15 protein-coding genes are annotated in these 16,107 nt (G+C 66.8%); 7 read left to right on the top strand and 8 right to left on the bottom strand.

Translation table 11 applies throughout. The annotated features are described in order from the left end of the window. The first annotated feature begins 82 nt into the window (after window positions 1-82). From aceK to HOP59_RS20080, 3 genes are read left to right on the top strand one after another with little or no spacing between them, the layout of a single operon-like run. Window positions 83-1,828, top strand: coding sequence for a bifunctional isocitrate dehydrogenase kinase/phosphatase (gene aceK, locus HOP59_RS20090; protein WP_234255348.1), 1,746 nt, complete (start codon window positions 83-85; stop codon window positions 1,826-1,828). A 36-nt stretch (window positions 1,829-1,864) separates the two neighbouring features. Further along, a complete protein-coding gene (locus HOP59_RS20085; RefSeq protein WP_234255346.1) occupies window positions 1,865-2,599 on the top strand; it encodes an SIR2 family NAD-dependent protein deacylase in 735 nt (244 codons plus the stop codon). Window positions 2,600-2,647: 48 nt separating this feature from the next. Further along, window positions 2,648-3,448, top strand: a complete 801-nt coding sequence (locus HOP59_RS20080) for a tRNA-uridine aminocarboxypropyltransferase (RefSeq protein ID WP_234255344.1) — start codon at window positions 2,648-2,650, stop codon at window positions 3,446-3,448. Window positions 3,449-3,454: 6 nt separating this feature from the next. On the opposite strand, the gene HOP59_RS20075 is transcribed toward HOP59_RS20080, so the two are convergent. After that, on the bottom strand, window positions 3,455-4,885 hold the full coding sequence (locus tag HOP59_RS20075; RefSeq protein ID WP_010626613.1) for a sensor domain-containing diguanylate cyclase: 1,431 nt from the start codon (window positions 4,883-4,885) through the stop codon (window positions 3,455-3,457). A gap of 183 nt (window positions 4,886-5,068) precedes the next feature. On the opposite strand from HOP59_RS20075, the gene HOP59_RS20070 reads away from it, so the two are divergent. Next, window positions 5,069-5,524 carry a transcriptional regulator gene (locus tag HOP59_RS20070; protein WP_234255342.1) on the top strand — a complete coding sequence of 152 codons (456 nt, stop codon included), beginning with the start codon at window positions 5,069-5,071 and terminating at the stop codon, window positions 5,522-5,524. On the opposite strand, the gene HOP59_RS20065 is transcribed toward HOP59_RS20070, so the two are convergent. From HOP59_RS20065 to def, 7 genes are all read right to left on the bottom strand, one after another. After that, window positions 5,521-6,765 (bottom strand): TraB/GumN family protein, encoded by a 1,245-nt coding sequence (locus HOP59_RS20065; protein ID WP_234255340.1) that lies wholly within the window; start codon window positions 6,763-6,765, stop codon window positions 5,521-5,523. The two genes, HOP59_RS20070 and HOP59_RS20065, sit on opposite strands and share 4 nt — an antisense overlap. A 74-nt stretch (window positions 6,766-6,839) precedes the next feature. Continuing rightward, window positions 6,840-8,288, bottom strand: coding sequence for a TrkH family potassium uptake protein (locus HOP59_RS20060; protein ID WP_234255338.1), 1,449 nt, complete (start codon window positions 8,286-8,288; stop codon window positions 6,840-6,842). 43 nt (window positions 8,289-8,331) lie between these two features. Next, the gene (gene trkA, locus HOP59_RS20055; RefSeq protein WP_234255336.1) at window positions 8,332-9,705 is read right to left on the bottom strand and encodes a Trk system potassium transporter TrkA; all 1,374 of its coding nucleotides are present in this window, start codon (window positions 9,703-9,705) and stop codon (window positions 8,332-8,334) included. A gap of 112 nt (window positions 9,706-9,817) precedes the next feature. Next, window positions 9,818-10,024: a dodecin gene (locus tag HOP59_RS20050; protein ID WP_010626618.1), complete on the bottom strand. Its 207-nt coding sequence runs from the start codon at window positions 10,022-10,024 to the stop codon at window positions 9,818-9,820. A 37-nt stretch (window positions 10,025-10,061) separates the two neighbouring features. Then, on the bottom strand, window positions 10,062-11,411 hold the full coding sequence (gene rsmB / locus HOP59_RS20045) for a 16S rRNA (cytosine(967)-C(5))-methyltransferase RsmB (RefSeq protein WP_234255334.1): 1,350 nt from the start codon (window positions 11,409-11,411) through the stop codon (window positions 10,062-10,064). Then, complete coding sequence (gene fmt, locus HOP59_RS20040; protein ID WP_234255332.1) at window positions 11,411-12,397, bottom strand: methionyl-tRNA formyltransferase; 987 nt, start codon at window positions 12,395-12,397, stop codon at window positions 11,411-11,413. Before fmt ends, rsmB begins: the two co-directional genes overlap by 1 nt. Window positions 12,398-12,502: 105 nt before the next feature. Next, window positions 12,503-13,012 (bottom strand): peptide deformylase, encoded by a 510-nt coding sequence (gene def, locus HOP59_RS20035; RefSeq protein WP_010626621.1) that lies wholly within the window; start codon window positions 13,010-13,012, stop codon window positions 12,503-12,505. A 249-nt stretch (window positions 13,013-13,261) separates the two neighbouring features. Between def and HOP59_RS20030 the strand changes: the two genes are divergently transcribed. The 3 genes from HOP59_RS20030 to tsaC all read left to right on the top strand — a co-directional run bounded on the left by HOP59_RS20030 (window position 13,262) and on the right by tsaC (window position 16,093). Further along, the gene (locus HOP59_RS20030) at window positions 13,262-14,344 is read left to right on the top strand and encodes a LysM peptidoglycan-binding domain-containing protein (RefSeq protein WP_234255330.1); all 1,083 of its coding nucleotides are present in this window, start codon (window positions 13,262-13,264) and stop codon (window positions 14,342-14,344) included. A gap of 14 nt (window positions 14,345-14,358) precedes the next feature. Next, entirely contained in the window at window positions 14,359-15,459 is a 1,101-nt protein-coding gene (gene dprA / locus HOP59_RS20025; RefSeq protein ID WP_234255328.1) for a DNA-processing protein DprA, read from the top strand. 76 nt (window positions 15,460-15,535) lie between these two features. Continuing rightward, the gene (tsaC, locus tag HOP59_RS20020; RefSeq protein WP_234255326.1) at window positions 15,536-16,093 is read left to right on the top strand and encodes an L-threonylcarbamoyladenylate synthase type 1 TsaC; all 558 of its coding nucleotides are present in this window, start codon (window positions 15,536-15,538) and stop codon (window positions 16,091-16,093) included. The last annotated feature ends 14 nt before the right edge of the window (window positions 16,094-16,107 follow it).

The raw sequence follows: 16,107 nt of genomic DNA, 5'->3' as shown, positions 1-16,107 counted from the left end.
CTACAGCCGCCACCACCATGGTCGGCTCGCATCCCGAACGAGAATTGGCGAAGCTGTCGAATAACGTCGCTCGGAGTCTGCCATGAAGCATTCCCCCGCCTATCGCCTTGCCGCGACCATTCTGCACGGCTTCGACGAGTACCGTACCCGCTTCAAGGAGATCACCGCCGATGCCAGCCGGCGCTTTCGCGACGCCGCCTGGCGCGAGGCGCAGCAGGCCTCGGCCGAACGCATCAACCTCTACGAGGAGAAGGTCGGCGAGACCCTGGGGCGGCTGAAGCGGGCTCTGGACGAGGACGACCTGACCCACTGCGAGTGCTGGCGTGAGGCGCGCAATCACTATGCCGAAATGATCAGCGAGCGGCTCGACTACGAGCTGGCCGAGACCTACTTCAACTCGCTGTTCTGTTCGATCTTCCATCACCGTCATATCCGCAACGACTGGATGTTCGTCTATAGCTCGCGGGATGCGGCTGCCCACCACTCGGGCCTGGAGCCGTGTCGCCGCTTGCAGGTGAATGGCGACTGGGAGGCGGCGATTCGCTGGGCGCTCGTCGAGGCACCGTTCGAGACTCCCTTCGAAGATCTGGAGCGTGACGCGCGTCTGGGAGGCGAGTTCCTGAGCGGGCACCTGCCTCAGGTCCTGCTCGACGCCCCGGACGCTGAGGTCGAGCTGCTCAAGAGCGTGTTCTATCGCAACAAGGGCGCCTATCTGGTGGGGCGGATTCACGGCGACGGCACCCAGGTGCCGCTGGTGCTGCCGATCCTGCATGAGCAGGGGGAGGGGCTGCATCTCGATACCGTGCTGATCGAGTCGGATGAGGTCTCGATCATCTTCTCCTTCACCCGCGCCTACTTTCAGGTGAAGGTGCGGGTGCCGGGGGAGTTCGTCGACTATCTGCAGCAGCTGATGCCCGACAAGCCGGCGGGCGAGCTCTATTCCGCCATCGGCTTCTTCAAGCACGGCAAGACCGAGTTCTTCCGTGCCCTGAACCGTCAGGTGGCCAGGCGTGAGGACAAGTTCATCATCGCGCCGGGCGTGCGCGGCATGGTCATGGCGGTATTCGTGCTGCCCTCGTTTCGTACCGTGTTCAAGATCATCAAGGACCGCTTCGACCCCTCCAAGGAGATGAGCCACGACACCGTGCGCGAAAAGTACCGGCTGGTGAAGCGTCACGACCGGGTCGGGCGCATGGCCGACACCCAGGAGTTCTCCAACTTCATCGCACGCAAGGACCACTTTGCCCCGGAGTGCCTCGAGCATCTGCTGGAGGTGGCGCCCTCCACCGTGCAGCTCAGGGGTGACAAGGTGATCATCAAGCACTGCTACACCGAGCGCATGATGACGCCGCTCAATCTCTACCTGGAGCAGTGCAGCGAGGAAGAGACCCACGCGGTGCTCAAGGACTACGGCAACGCCATCAAGCAGATGGCGGCGGCCAACATCTTCCCCGGTGACATGTTGCTGAAGAACTTCGGCGTGACCCGCCACGGCCGGGTGATCTTCTATGACTACGATGAGGTCTGTTACCTCACCGAATGCCACTTCCGTCACATTCCCGAGCCGATGTACCCGGAGCAGGAGCTATCCAGCGAACCTTGGTACTCGGTGGGGCCGAATGATATTTTCCCCGAGGAGTTCGGGCCGTTCCTGTTCGCCGATCTCAAGCTGCGCAAACTTTTCTACCAGCTCCACCCCGAGCTGTTCGATGCCGACTACTGGAAGAGCGTGCAGCAGGCGATCGTCGATGGGCGGGTGATCGACGTCTATCCCTATCGCAACAAGCAGCGCTTCAGCGCCAGCGAGGAGAACGGCCTGGTCTATTGAGCGCCCGAGCGGCGGCGCGTTGATCCAAGGAGAGACATGTCAGACCCAAGGCAGCCCCACCTGGTGGTCTTTACCGGCTCGGGCATCAGTGCCGAGAGCGGCATCCAGACCTTTCGCGCCGGCGATGGCCTGTGGGCCGAGCATCCCATCGAGGAGGTCGCCACGCCCCAGGCCTGGCGGCGAGATCCGGCGCGCGTGCTGAACTTCTACAACCTGCGCCGCGAGCAGGTGCGCCGGGCACGCCCCAACGCCGCGCACAAGGCCCTGGCGGATCTCGAGCGCCAGGGCTTTCGCGTCAGCATCATCACCCAGAACATCGACGACCTGCACGAGCGTGCCGGTTCGCGCAACGTGCTGCACCTGCACGGCGAGATCCTCAAGGCACGCTCCACGGTGGATGCCCGCATGCAGTATCCGCTGCCCCGCGGCGGCATCGAGCTAGGCGACATCTGCGACAAGGGCAGTCAGCTGCGCCCCGACGTGGTGTGGTTCGGCGAGAGCGTGCCGCACTTCGGCGAGGCCTGCGAGATCGTCGCCGAGGCGGACATGCTGCTGGTGGTGGGCACCTCGCTGGCCGTGATGCCGGCGGCCTCGCTGCTCGAACATACGCCGCTCGACGCGCCCAGCGTGCTGGTGGACCCCGAGGCCGCGGCGCTGGCGCCGCCTGGCGTGTTTCGCATCAGCCAACCCGCCGGCAAAGGGGTGCCGGAGCTGGTGCGCCACTGGCGGCGCGAGGGGCGGCTTTGGGTACCAGAAACCCTGCTGGGGTGAGCGTCAGGATGCTAGAATGCCGCACCCGCCGCCCCTGGATACGTGATGATGCTGGATGAGACTGGCCAGGCCGACCTTGCCGACCACGCCCCCGAGACCGGACATTCCCAAACCCCCGAGGCCGGGCATTACCATGACCCCGCAACTGGTCATTCCCGCCCGCCGAGGCGCGAGTTCAAGGCGCGGGGCAGCTTCACCGAGCGCTGTCCCGGCTGCAATCTGCCGGTGCTCAACTGCCTCTGTCCTTACCGGGTCAACGCCGAGAGCGAGGCGCGGGTGTGGCTGATCACGCATCCGCTGGAGCATCTCAAGCCGACCAATACCGGGCGCCTGATTCGCGACGTGCTGCCGGATACCGAGGTGTTCACCTGGTACCGCACGGTGCCCGACGAGCGCCTGCTGGCGCTGCTCGACGATCCGCGCTTTGCGCCCTTCGTGATCTTTCCCGACGACCAGCCGGACTATGCCGATCGCGTGGTGGACATGGCCGTAGTAGGTGAGGTCAAGGCCAGCGGCAGGACGCCGGTATTCATCCTGCTGGACGGCACCTGGCGCCAGGCGAGGCGCATCTTCCGCAAGAGCCCCTATCTCGACCGCTTGCCGGTGCTGCCGCTGGCGACGACGCGACTGACTCGCTATCGGCTGCGCAAGCCCGCCTCCCAGGCCCATCTATGCACCGCCGAGGTGGCCGCCGAGCTGCTGCGCCAGAGCGGCGATGAGCATGCAGCTCAAGTGCTGGACGATTACTTCGACGCCTTCAACGTCAGCTACGACGCCAGCCGACGCTACGAGAAGCTCGAGCAGCCGACAGCGGCCATGCGCCGGCTGCTGGCGTGCCAGGGAGAGTGACGCGCATCACTCGTCGATCTCCTGGGTCCTGACACAGGCACGCCCCGCCCGTTTGGCGCGATACATGGCGCGGTCGGCACGCTGTACCAGCTTGCGCGAGGTGTCGCCGGGCTGGCTGACGGCAACACCGAAGCTGGCCGTGACCTGGCCGACCGGTTCGATGGTGGAGCCGGCAAGAGCCTGACACAGGCGCCAGGCCAGCTCCTGAGCCCGAGCCAGGTCGCAGCCGGGCACCACGACGATGAACTCCTCGCCGCCCCAGCGGCCCAAGTAGTCACTCTTGCGCAACTGCGTCTGGGCCACCCGTGCCACTTGGTGCAGCACCCGGTCGCCCACCTCATGCCCGTAAGTGTCATTGATCGGCTTGAAATGGTCGACGTCGAACAGCAGCAGGGTCATGTGCTTGCCGTTGCGGCTGGCCAGTGTCAGCTCGGCCTCGAGTACCTGCTCGATGCGATGGCGGTTTGCCACCTGGGTCAACGGATCGGTGTAGGCCAGCCACTGAAGTTTGGTATTGCGCTCGTGCAGCAGGCGGTAGCGGTGCTTGGTTTCGCGCTTCTCGTGCAGTAGCGCTCCGCGTAGCGCAGCCAGTTGAACCAACTGTTGCAGCAGGTGGCGCAGGGGCGGGGGGAGATGGCGTGGTTGCCGGTCCCGACAAACCACCAGGCTTTGGCCCGGGGTCGTCCCGTGCAGAGCGAGGATGAGTGCCGCACGCGCCTGTCGGCCTTTCAGCCAGCCCCCCAGCCTTGGGGGAGGCAGTCGCAGTGAGCAGGGCGATGGGGCGGGCAGCGGTCCAGGTATCGCCAACAGCTCGACCGGTTTCGCCCTACTGTCGACCAGCATCAAGGGTGTGCCGATGCGATGCTCAACGGTGCTGGGAAAAGGCTCCAGGCGCATGCCTTCCTGGCCACGCCGCATGCCATCTCCGCCATACTCATGGCTATGCAGCGTGCAGGATTCGAAGCCGCTCAGGGCCTGCAGCGCCCGCAGCAATTGGGCGTGCAGTTCATGGAGATTGCCGGCCCGGGCGAGGCGGGTGCTCCAGGCATGACCGAGCCCCGGTAAATCGTGGCTTTCTGTCGTCAGGGGCTCCACTTCCATAACGACATGTTGTCCGGATACGCGCGTGGAGACATAGAGATGTCGCGAGGCCACATCCGCTTGGCCCGAGGGGATCGTCATGCCGGGGGCTCCTATGGCCAAGGTTCGTGCCAGAGCCGTTGCGGTGTCGGCCCCCAGCACCTGTTCCGGGCGCCGTCCGAGCGCTTCGCTGGCCGAAACGCCGAAGAAACATGAGAGATTGGCGCTCACCAGGCGCACGCTTTGCCAATCGCTGTCGAAAGCGATGAGACAGCCGTGCGGTTGTAGTGCATCCCCGATGGGTGGCACGGATGGGCAGATGCTCGCATCGAGTTCCTTATCAAGCGAGTCCGGCATGAGGGTTCCCTGTGGTATCGCCGGCAGCGGGTGGCTGCCGTCCTCCCTGCGGTGCGCCAGGCCATCCGGGATGGTTGGCGGGCGTACGAGGGCCTCTGACATAATGAAAGTAAACCATTTGTTGTTTGATGGCATCAACCATTGGTTCAACTGTAGCCCTGGCTGGCGCGGCACATTCCACCGATGAATGAAAAGACCGCCTTTGCCGAGCGTCTGGCCGCCGCCATGCGTGCCGCCGGCTACGAACCGCGCCCTGCCGTGCTCGAACGAGAGTTCAATCTGCGCTACTGGGGCAAGCCCGTCACGCTACAAGGCGTGAGGCGTTGGCTGTGCGGCGAAACCCTGCCTCAGCAAGAGAAGTTGCAAGTACTGGCCGAGTGGCTAGGAGTCGAACCGCAGACGCTGCGCTTCGGCGAGCATGGTAACTATCGGGTGAGCGAGCCCCACGGCGTTTGGGAGGCGTCGGTCAGCGCCGAGGAGCGTCGTGTGCTGCAGCGCTACCTGGCGCTGCCGGTAGAGCAACGCAAGGTGGTGGCGCAGGTCATCGAGGCTTTCGCCCGTGCCGGCGAAGCCGGCTCGGGCGAAGAGGGGGCTGAGAGAGGGCGGGAGCGAAAGCCCGGCGAAGGCGACGCCGGCTAGGCCGGCCCACCCATCAAGGCGCCGGCGATGCGGAAGCCCGCCACCCAGGTGCCGGCAGCGGAGCCCAATGTGGCGAAGAGGAATACCAGCAGGGTGCGTGAAACGCGGTTGCGCCACCAGCCCTTGAGCTCGGTGACGTCGTGGCGCAGGGTCGAGAAGTCCCGCACCTTGGGCTTGCGCAGCCACAGCTCGACCCCTGCCGCGACGAAGCCGGCGCCGATGGTGGGGTTGAGCGAGGTCAACGGGGCGGCGAACATGGTGGCCACCACCGTGACCGGGTGAGCCAGGGCGATCAGCGTGGCGAGCCCCGAGAGCACGCCGTTGATCAGGAACCATTCGCCGACCAGCTGCCAGCCGAGCTCGGTATTGCGCGAGAAGCCGATGGCGAAGCCGGTCAGCACCAGTGCTGTGATCAGCCAGGGCAGGGCGCGCCAGATCTTCGATGGCGGCGGAGTGGCTTCCAGGCTCTCGCGTTCCGTTTGCGGGGCAGCGGGCAGCGGGGCCTCGAGATGCTCGACCATGCCTTTCATGTGCCCGGCACCGATCACCACCAGCACGTTGCGGTAGCGCCCGGGTGGGGCCTGCTCGGCCAGGCGCAGCACCATGTACCGGTCGCGCTCGGTGATAAGAGGCGTGTAGAGGGCTTCCGATTCGGCGGCGAACTCGCTGAAGGTGGACTCCAGCACGTCGCCCTCCTTCAGCCTCTCGATCTCTTCTGGCTTGACCTCCTGGCGCGACATCACGCTGCCGAGCAGGCCGGTGAACAGCGACATGCGCTGCCACCAGGGCACGTTATGATAGATACGCTTGAGCGTCACGCCCACGTCGCGGTCGACCAGCAGCAGCGGCAGGTCGTGAGCGCGGGCCTCATCCAGGGCGGCACGCATCTCGGCGCCCGGCTCGATGCCGGACTGCTCGGCCACGCGCTGCTGAAAGGCGCCCAGCGCCAGGTTGGCGGCGACCATGCCCGCCTTGCCCTGACGAAAAATCTCGAACAGGTCCTGCTGAGCCAGCGCATCCGGATTGCTGAGGTTGTGATGGCGGGCGTCGCACAGTTCGATGGCCACGGCATCGAATTCACCGGAGCGGATCATGCGGCGCACGTCTTCGGCGCTCTCAGCGGAGACGTGGGCGGTGCCTAGCAGGGTATAGCGGGTCTCTCCCACCTCGACGACGCGATGGGGGCCGCTGAAGGCGCCTTCCTGGCGGGGGTCGGTCACGGAATCCTGGGAGTCGGTCATGAACGCTCGGGTTGCAGGGAGTGAAGCCTCGATTATCCACGAAGCCGAGCCCCGAACCAAACTCGGCGCCGGGTTTACCTGCGCCAGAAGGCGGGCGTGAAGAGCACCAGCACGGTGAAGATCTCCAGGCGGCCGAGCAGCATCGCCACTACCAGGATCCACTTGGCCAGTAACGGTAGCTCGCCGTAGTTGTCGGAAGCCTCGCCCAGGGCCGGTCCCAGGTTGTTGAGTGCCGAGGCCACCGAGGACCAGGCGGTAACCTGGTCGACGCCGGTGGCCATCACCCCCACCAGCATCAGGAAGAACAACATCAGGTAGGCCGAGAAGAAACTCCACACCGCCTGGGCGATGCCGTCCGGCACGCTTACCTTGCCCACCTTCACCGCGATCACCGCGCTGGGGTGGATCAGGCGCATCACCTCGCGCATGCCCTGCTTCAGGATCAGGATGATGCGGATCACCTTCATGCCGCCGCCGGTGGAGCCGGAGCAGCCGCCGACGAAGGCGGCCATGAACAGCAGAAAGGGTAGCGCTCCCGGCCAGGCCGAGAAGTCGGCGACACTGAAACCGGCGGTGGTGGCGATAGAGACTGCCTGGAACAGGCCGTGACGCAGGCCGCGCTCGGTGTCGTAGGTGCCGGTCAGCCACAGCGACACCACGGCGATGACGATCAGCCCGGACAGGAACAGCAGCAGGAAGCGTGCCTCGGGATCGTGCAGATAGTGGCTGAGCTGCCTGCCCCGCCAAGCCAGGAAATGCAGGCTGAAGCTCATCGCCGAGACGATCAGAAAGAACACGCAGATCAGTTCGATCACGGCGCTGTCGAAGTGACCGATGCTGGCGTCGTAGGTGGAGAAACCGCCGATGGCCACGGTGGAGAAGCTGTGACCCAGGGCATCGAACCAGTTCATGCCGGCGGCCAGATAAGCCAGGAAGCAGGTCAGCGTCAGCGCGGCGTAGATGTACCAAAGCGCCTTGGCGGTTTCGGTGATGCGCGGGGTCAGCTTGGAGTCCTTCAGCGGCCCCGGGATCTCGGTGCGGTAGAGCGCCATGCCGCCGACCCCCAGCGTCGGCAGGATCGCTACCGCCAGTACCACGATCCCCATGCCGCCCAACCACTGCAGCTGCTGGCGGTAGTAGAGCACCGACTCGGGCAGGAACTCGATGCCGGTGATCACCGTGGCGCCGGTGGTGGTCAGTCCCGAGAAGGATTCGAACACGGCGTCGGTGGGAGCCAGAGCGGCATCGCCGGTGAGCATGAGCGGCAGCGAGCCGAACAGCCCCAGTACGCTCCAGAACAGCGCCGCGATCAGGAAGCCGTCGCGAATGCGCAGCTCCTTGCGCGCCCGGCGGTTGGGCAGGTACATCACCAACCCGGTCACCACCGTGATCAGAATGGCGATGATGAAGGCGTCCCACTGACCGTCGCCGAACAGCAGCGAGATCAGGATCGGCGGCAGCATGGTCAGGCTGAACATCATCAGCAGCAGGCCGAGGATGCGGAGAATGACTCGCAGGCTCATGGGGCGGCGTTCCCTGCGTCGCGGGGTGTCATCGGGCGGGCCATCAGAAGAACGTCAGCCCGACCTGGAACAGCCGCTCGACGTCGCGGATGCGGCGCTTGTCGATCACGAACAGGATCAGGTGATCACCGGACTCCACCACCACGTCGTCGTGGGCGATCAGCACCTCCTTGCCGCGCACGAGGGCGCCGATGGTGGTGCCGCGGGGCAGGTCGATCTCGCCGATGGCCCGCCCCACCACCTTCGACGACTGGGTGTCGCCGTGGGCGATGGCCTCGATGGCCTCGGCGGCGCCGCGGCGCAGCGAGTGCACGTTGACGATGTCGCCGCGGCGCACGTGGGTCAGCAGGCTGCCGATGGTGGCCTGCTGCGGCGAGATGGCGATGTCGATCTCGCCGCCCTGCACCAGGTCGACGTAGGCGGCGTTGTTGATCAGCGTCAGCACCTTCTTGGCGCCCATGCGCTTGGCCAGCATCGACGACATGATGTTGACCTCGTCGTCGTTGGTCAGCGCACAGAAGATATCGCACTCCTCGATGTTCTCCTCTTCCAGCAGCCGCTTGTTGGTGGCGCTGCCGTGCAGCACCACGGTGCGGTTGAGGCGTTCGGAGAGCACCGTGCAGCGCTCCAGGCCATGCTCGATGATCTTGACCTGATGGCTGTGCTCGAGGTGTTCGGCGAGACGCTCGCCGATGTTGCCGCCGCCGGCGATTACCACCCGGCGGAAGTCGCGGTCGACCCGGCGCAGCTCGCTCATCACCGCGCGGATGTCGCGCCGGGCGGCGATGAAGAAGACCTCGTCGTCGGCCTCGATCACGGTGTCGCCGCGGGGGATGATCGGCCGGTTGCGGCGGTAGATGGCCGCCACCCGGGTGTCGACGCTGGGCATGTGGCGGCGCAGGAAGCCGAGGTCCTGGCCCACCAGCGGGCCGCCGTAGTAGGCCTTCACCGCCACCAGCTGCACCAGGCCGCCGGCGAACTCCAGCACCTGCAGCGCACCGGGGTGCTCGATCAAACGACGAATGTGGTCGGTGACCACTTGCTCGGGGCTGATCAGCACGTCGATGGGGACCGCCTCGTGGGCGAACAGCCCCTTGCGGGTGAGGTAGGCGGTGGCACGCACCCGGGCGATCTTGGTGGGGGTGCGAAACAGGGTGTGGGCGACCTGGCAGGCGATCATGTTGACCTCGTCCTGGCTGGTCACCGCGATCAGCATGTCGGCGTCTTCGCAGCCGGCCTGGCGCAGCACCACCGGGTAGGAGCCGGGGCCCACCACGGTGCGGATGTCGAGCCGGGTGTGCAGCTCGCGCAGCCGTTCGCCGTCGGTGTCCACCACCGTGATGTCGTTCTCCTCGCGGGCCAGATGCTCGGCCAGCGTGCCGCCGACCTGGCCGGCCCCCAGGATGATGATCTTCATATGCTGTCAGGCCCATCAAACGACTCTGCGACGCCGATATGGCGCCGCAGCATCCGTGGCTAGCATAAACCAGCCGAAGGTGATGTAACAGCCGCGTAGGGAGCGGTCGTCGTCAGTCGAGGGTGAAGCCCACCTTGATGGTGACCTGCCAGTGGGCGACGCGGCCGTTCTCGATATGCCCGCGGGTATCCGTCACTTCGAACCAGCGCATGCCGTGCAGGCTCTGTGAGGCCTTCTCCAGCGCGCGTTGGATGGCGTCCTCGACGCCTTTTTCCGAGGAACCGGTAAGCTCGATGTGCTTGTAGACGTGATCGCTCATGGGTGCTCCTTGCTCATGTGATCGATGGCAGGGCGGGTCAGCCCTGCTTCCTCAGTCTGGCATAAAAGAAGCCGTCGTGACTGTCGGGCTCAGGCAGCAGCTGGCGCCCGGCACCCACCGCCCGGCCCCAGCTCACCTCTGCGGGGGTGGTGACGGTCACATCGGGGGTGCGTTCGAGGAAGGCGCGGATCTGTTCGTCGTTCTCCTCGCGCAGCACCGAACAGGTAGCGTACAGCAGCGAGCCGCCGGGGCGCAGCAGGGGCCAGAGATTGTCGAGCAGGCGTGTCTGCAGCTCAGCAAGCTTGGCAATGTCGGAGGCGCGCCGCAGGCGCTTGATGTCGGGATGACGACGGATCACGCCGGTGCCGGAGCAGGGGGCATCGAGCAGGATGGCGTCGAAGGGCGTACCGTCCCACCAGTCGCGCCCGGTGGCGTCGGCGTGCACCAGCGTGGCTGAAAGACCCAGCCGTTCCAGGGTATCCTCGACCCGGGCCAGGCGGACGGCGTCGCTGTCCAGCGCCAGCAGCTCGATGTCAAACAGTTCCAGCAGGTGCGCGGTCTTGCCGCCGGGAGCGCAGCAGGCGTCCAGCACGCGGCCGCCGGGGCGCGGTGCCAGGGCCGGCCCCAGTAGTTCGGCGGCGAGCTGCGCCGCTTCGTCCTGCACGCTGACGTCGCCTTCGGTGAAGCCGGGCAGTGCCTGGACGTCGCAGGGCTTCTCCAGTACCAGGCCGTCGGGGGAGTGGGTGCACAGGCGCGCATCGATGCCGCTTTCGACCAGCCTGGCCAGGTAGGCCTCACGGTCACCGCGACGGCGGTTGATGCGCAAGGCCATGGGGCCCGGCTGGTTGTTGGCCTCGGCAATGGCTCGCCAGTCGTCGGGCCAGTCCTCGCGCAGGGCCTTGAGCAGCCAGCGCGGATGCAGCAGCGCCACCGCCGGATCCTGATCGACCTCGGCCTGCAGCGCGGCGGATTCGCGGGTGAGCCGTCGCAAGCAACCGTTGAGCACCTTGGTTGCCCACTCCTTGCCCAGTTGGCGTGCGGCGCCGGCGGTTTCACCCACGGCGGCGTGGGCCGGGATGCGCAGATAGAGCAGCTGATAGATGCCCAGCAGCAGCAACGCCTGAACGTCGGCGTCGCGGGCCTTGAATGGCGTCTTGAGCAGACGCTCGGCCAACGCCTCGAGACGCGGCAGGGTGCGACATACGCCGTAGCACATCGCCTTGAACAGCGCGCGGTCGCGAATCACCACCTGATGGTCGTCGAGGTCGCTGAGCGAGCCCTTGGCGGTGATCACGGGCACCAGGGCGCGAGCGGCGCTGGCGCGAACCGCCTGGCCGCCGTCCTGCACCGACTTGCCGGCGCGGGTGGATGGCGTGGAACGATGCATCAGGCGCTCTCCTCGTTGGCCTGTCCAAGGACGTGTCCGGGATGGAGTCGCTCGTGGCGGGCGTTGAGCAGGTCGCGGGCCGCCAGCGGCTTGCCGCCCGGCAGTTGCGCCTGAGTGACCCGCAGTACCTCGCTGCCCTGTTGGCCGCAGGCGATGCGCAGTGCATCCGTATCGGGCGCCAGCAGGGTGCCCGGCACGCTGGCGGGCTCGTCATCGCGTGCGGTGCCGACCTCGGCCATCAGCAGGCGCAGGCGCTCGCTGCCCAGGTGGCACCAGGTGACCGGCCAGGGATTGAAGGCGCGTACCTTGGCGGCAAGCTCGGCGGCGGGGCGGCTGAAGTCCAGCTCGGCCTCGGCCTTGGAGAGCTTGGCGGCATAGGTCACGCCAGCCTCGGGCTGCGGCGTGGCGGCAAGCCCGTCGCCTGCCAGGGAATCCAGTGCCTCGACGATCGCCTCGCCGCCCAGCCGGGCCAGGGTGTCGTGCAGCTCGCCGCCGGTGGTGGTGGCGGTGATGGGGGTGCGCTTCACCAATAGCATGTCGCCGGTATCGAGCCCGGCATCCATCTGCATGATGGTCACGCCGCTCGCGTCGTCACCGGCCTCGATGGCGCGCTGGATCGGCGCCGCACCGCGCCAGCGTGGCAGCAGCGAGGCGTGCACGTTGAGGCAACCCAGGCGGGGGGTATCGAGCACCGCCTGGGGCAGGATCAGACCGTAGGCCACCACCACCATGAGATCGGCCTCGAAGGCGGCCAGTTCGGCCTGCACCTCGGCGCTCTTCAGGGTTTCGGGCTGCAGCACCGGCAGCACGTGCTCCAGGGCCAGCGACTTGACCGGGCTGGCGGTGAGCTTGCGGCCTCGGCCGGCCGGGCGGTCGGGCTGGGTGTAGACGGCGATTACCTGGTGCTGACTGTGCAGCAGGGAGGCCAGGCTGGCGGCAGCGAAATCGGGGGTGCCGGCGAAGATGATGCGCAGAGGTCGGGACATGAGTCGAGCCTTGCCAATGAACGGTTGCCCTCATCATAACGGAGGCGGCCGCAAACGACGAAGGCCGGCGCACCGGCGCCGGCCTTCGTTAACCGTCATTCTGGGTCAGGCAGATTGCAGCTTGTGGCGCTTCTGCATTTTCTTGAGCACGCGGTCGCGCTTGAGTGGCGAGAGGTAGTCGACGAACAGCACACCTTCGAGATGGTCGTACTCATGCTGTATGCAGTGGGCCAGCAGGCCGTCCGCCTCGAGCTCGTAGGGCTTGCCGTCGCGGTCCAGCGCCTTGAGCCGGACCTTCAGCGCGCGCGGCACCTCGGCATAGTACTCGGGGATCGACAGGCAGCCCTCGGACATCAGCTCGCGCTCTTCGCCGATGGGCGTGTACTCGGGGTTGATCAGTACCAGGGGGTGCGAGCGTTCCTCGCTGACGTCCATCACGATCACGCGGCGGTGGACGTCCACCTGGGTGGCGGCAAGGCCGATTCCGGAGGCGTCGTACATGGTTTCGAGCATGTCGTCGACCAGCCGGCGTACCTCGTCATCGACCGCTTCGACCGGCGCCGCCCTGGTGCGCAGCCGCTCGTCGGGAAATTCGAGGATAGTCAATTTGGCCATGGCGTTGGAACCACCGTTATGCTGTCATTCGGGGATTGCCCCTATTCTAGGGGGTGGCGCGCCGGGGTGAAACTGCCGGCCGCATATCGATTCAATAGTGTTGGACTATAGCATGGCACCTCGGTTCCGGGTGTGGATGCGTCGCGCAGGACAGCTGGGGTGAAGGGCGGGGGAGCGGACGGGATGCAGAAAAGTACGAAGCGGAAACCCGGCAGGCCGCGGAAGATTGTGCTGATGAAGCAAGTTCTGATGAAAAGGACTCTGGTGAAGAGAGCGCTGAGCTGGGGTGGCGGCATGGCGCTGCTGCTCTGCGCGGCGCTGGCTCAGGCCCAGGGGCTCAGTTGGGACCGGGGCCTGCGCAGCGATGCGCCGGATCGCTATACGGTGGTGCGTGGCGATACCCTGTGGGACATCTCGGGACGCTTCCTGCGCCATCCCTGGCAGTGGCCGGAGGTGTGGCAGGTCAATCCGCAGATTCGCAATCCCCACCTGATCTATCCCGGCGACGTGGTCTATCTCTACGACTGCAACGGGCGCCCCTGCCTGGGGCTGGAACGCGGCCAGGGCGAGGTGCGACTCTCGCCTGAGGTGCGCCGCGTGCCCGTGCGCGAGGCCATCGAGCCGATCCCCCTCGATGCGGTGCGCCATTTCCTGCGCGATCATCGGGTCGTCGACGACCCCGAAGCCTTGAACGAACTGGCCTACGTGGTGGCCGGCAACGACCGGCGCATCATCAGCGGCGCGGGCGATCGAATCTATGCTCGCGGCGAGCTGCAGCGCGGGTCGCGTTACGGCATCTACCGTGTGGGCGACCGCTACCAGGATGGCGCCAGCGGTGAACTGCTGGGTCTGGAGCTGGTCAGCATCGGTCGGGCGCGGGCCGATCGCAGTGAAGACGACATTGCGATCATGGAGATCGTCTCCGCCAACCAGGAGGTGCGCAATGACGACATCGTGCTGCCGCTGGAGGAGCGTGAACTGGTCAGCGAGTTCGTGCCACGTGCACCCGACCACGACGTACAAGGCGCCATTCTGGCGGTGCCCGGTGGGGTGCGCTTCATCGGCCGGCTGCAGGTGGTGACACTGGACCGGGGGCGCCGCGACGGGCTCGAGATCGGACACGTGCTGCAGGTCGAGCAGCAGGGCGAGCGCATCATCGACCCGCGCACCGGCGAGTCGCTGCGCCTGCCCGGCACCGATGCCGGCCTGATCATGGTCTTCCGGCCCTACGAGAAGGTGAGCTATGGCCTGGTGATGCAGGCGACGCGCACCCTCGAAGTCGGCGATCGCGTGCACAACCCCCGGCGCGGGGTGGGGGTAGCACAGCGGTGAAAGCTGGAGAGAGTGTGCTTGGCCAACAGGAGTGGTTGATACTGACGAAGCTGCCGGGCGTGGGGTCGGCGCGGCTGGCCGAGATCGCCGCGGCCGCCCCCGACTGGCCCGCCGGCTGGCTGGCCCGGCTGCCGCATCAGGCGGCCACGATGCTGCGCCACTGGCTCGACCACCCGGGGCGCAGCCCGCTGACCGAGGCGCTGGAGGCCGATCTGGCCTGGCTTACGGCCGCGCCCGGGCGGCACCTGCTGTATCCGGGGCACCCGGCCTGGCCGGCGCTGCTGGAACAGATCGGCGACCCGCCGCCGCTACTCTGGGGAGTCGGCGACCTGGCCGCGCTGGAGCCCCCCGGGCTTGCCATCGTCGGCACCCGTCGCCCCACCCGCGACGGCTTGACCAATGCGGCGCTCTTCGGGCGCGAGCTGGCCAGCCGCGACTGGTGCGTGGTCAGCGGGTTGGCGCTGGGCATCGACGGGGCGGCCCAGCAGGCCGCCATCGAAGCCGGTGGGCGCAGTGTGGCGGTGCTGGGCTGCGGTGCCGATGTTATCTATCCGCCGCGTCATGGACGGCTCTACCATCAGTTGCTCGAACATAGCGGTCTGGTGCTCTCCGAATACTCGCCCGGCACACCGGCCCGCTCCGGTTTCTTTCCCCGCCGCAATCGCATCGTCACCGGCATGTCGTTGGGCGTGCTGGTGGTGGAGGCCGCCGAGAAGAGCGGTTCGCTGGTCAGCGCCCGGCTGGCCATGGAGCAGAATCGCGAAGTCTTCGCGCTGCCCGGCTCGATCAACAATCCCCAGGCCCGCGGCTGCCTGCAGCTGATTCGTCAGGGTGCGGTGCTGGTGCGTCATATCGACGACATCCTCGAAGAACTCAGCCACTGGGCGGCCGTGGTGGCTCCCGTGGTTGCATCACAGGCGTCTGGCGCCGAGGCGGGCAGTGTGGCCGATCCGCTGTTGCGCTGGCTGAGCGACTCGCCGTCTCCCCTCGATGCCCTGGTTAACCTGACCGGACTGAGCGTGTCCGACTGTCAGCGCCGTCTGCTGGAGCTCGAACTCGAGGGCCGTGCCGCCCAGGCTCCGGGCGGCTGGGTGCGCCTGCCGGAGACGGCCTGAGCGTGCTAGCATATCGACCTTTCTTGATCGCCGCGGTCACTTGGCTGCGGCGGTTGCACTGCCCGCAGGAGAGCCCATGATCGTGGCCGATACACTGGATGCCGCCGTTGCCGCGCTGCGTGGTGGCGGCGTGATTGCCTACCCCACCGAAGGCGTGTGGGGGCTGGGCTGTGATCCCGACAGCGACGAGGCCGTGGCGCGCTTGCTGCGGCTCAAGCAGCGCGACCCGGCCAAGGGGCTGATTCTGATCGCCGCTTCCATCGCGCAGTTCGCTCCCTGGCTCGAGGGGCTGCCGCCAGAGCTGCATGCGCCGCTGGTCGCCAGCTGGCCGGGGCCCAACACCTGGCTGGTGCCGGACAACGGGCGTACCCATGCGCTGGTACGTGGCGCCCATGAGTGCGTGGCACTGCGGGTCAGCGACCATCCCGGTGTCATCGCTCTGTGTCAGGCCTACGGTGGGCCGATCGTCTCGACCTCGGCCAACAAGGCCAGCGAACCCTCGGCCATGAGCGCCGCCGAGGTGCGCGAGATCTTCGGCGACGAACTGGATGCCATCGTCGAAGGCGAGCTGGGTGGGCTCGACCGGCCCAGCACCATTCGCGACCTGCGCAGCGGCCGGGTGCTGCGGGCCTAGGCTTAGACCAGTCA

Origin of the sequence: Billgrantia aerodenitrificans (assembly GCF_021404405.1) — a bacterium.
GTDB lineage: Bacteria > Pseudomonadota > Gammaproteobacteria > Pseudomonadales > Halomonadaceae > Halomonas > Halomonas aerodenitrificans.
The sequence above is the reverse complement of the archived record's forward strand: the minus strand, read 5'-3'. Positions and strand labels throughout refer to the sequence as shown.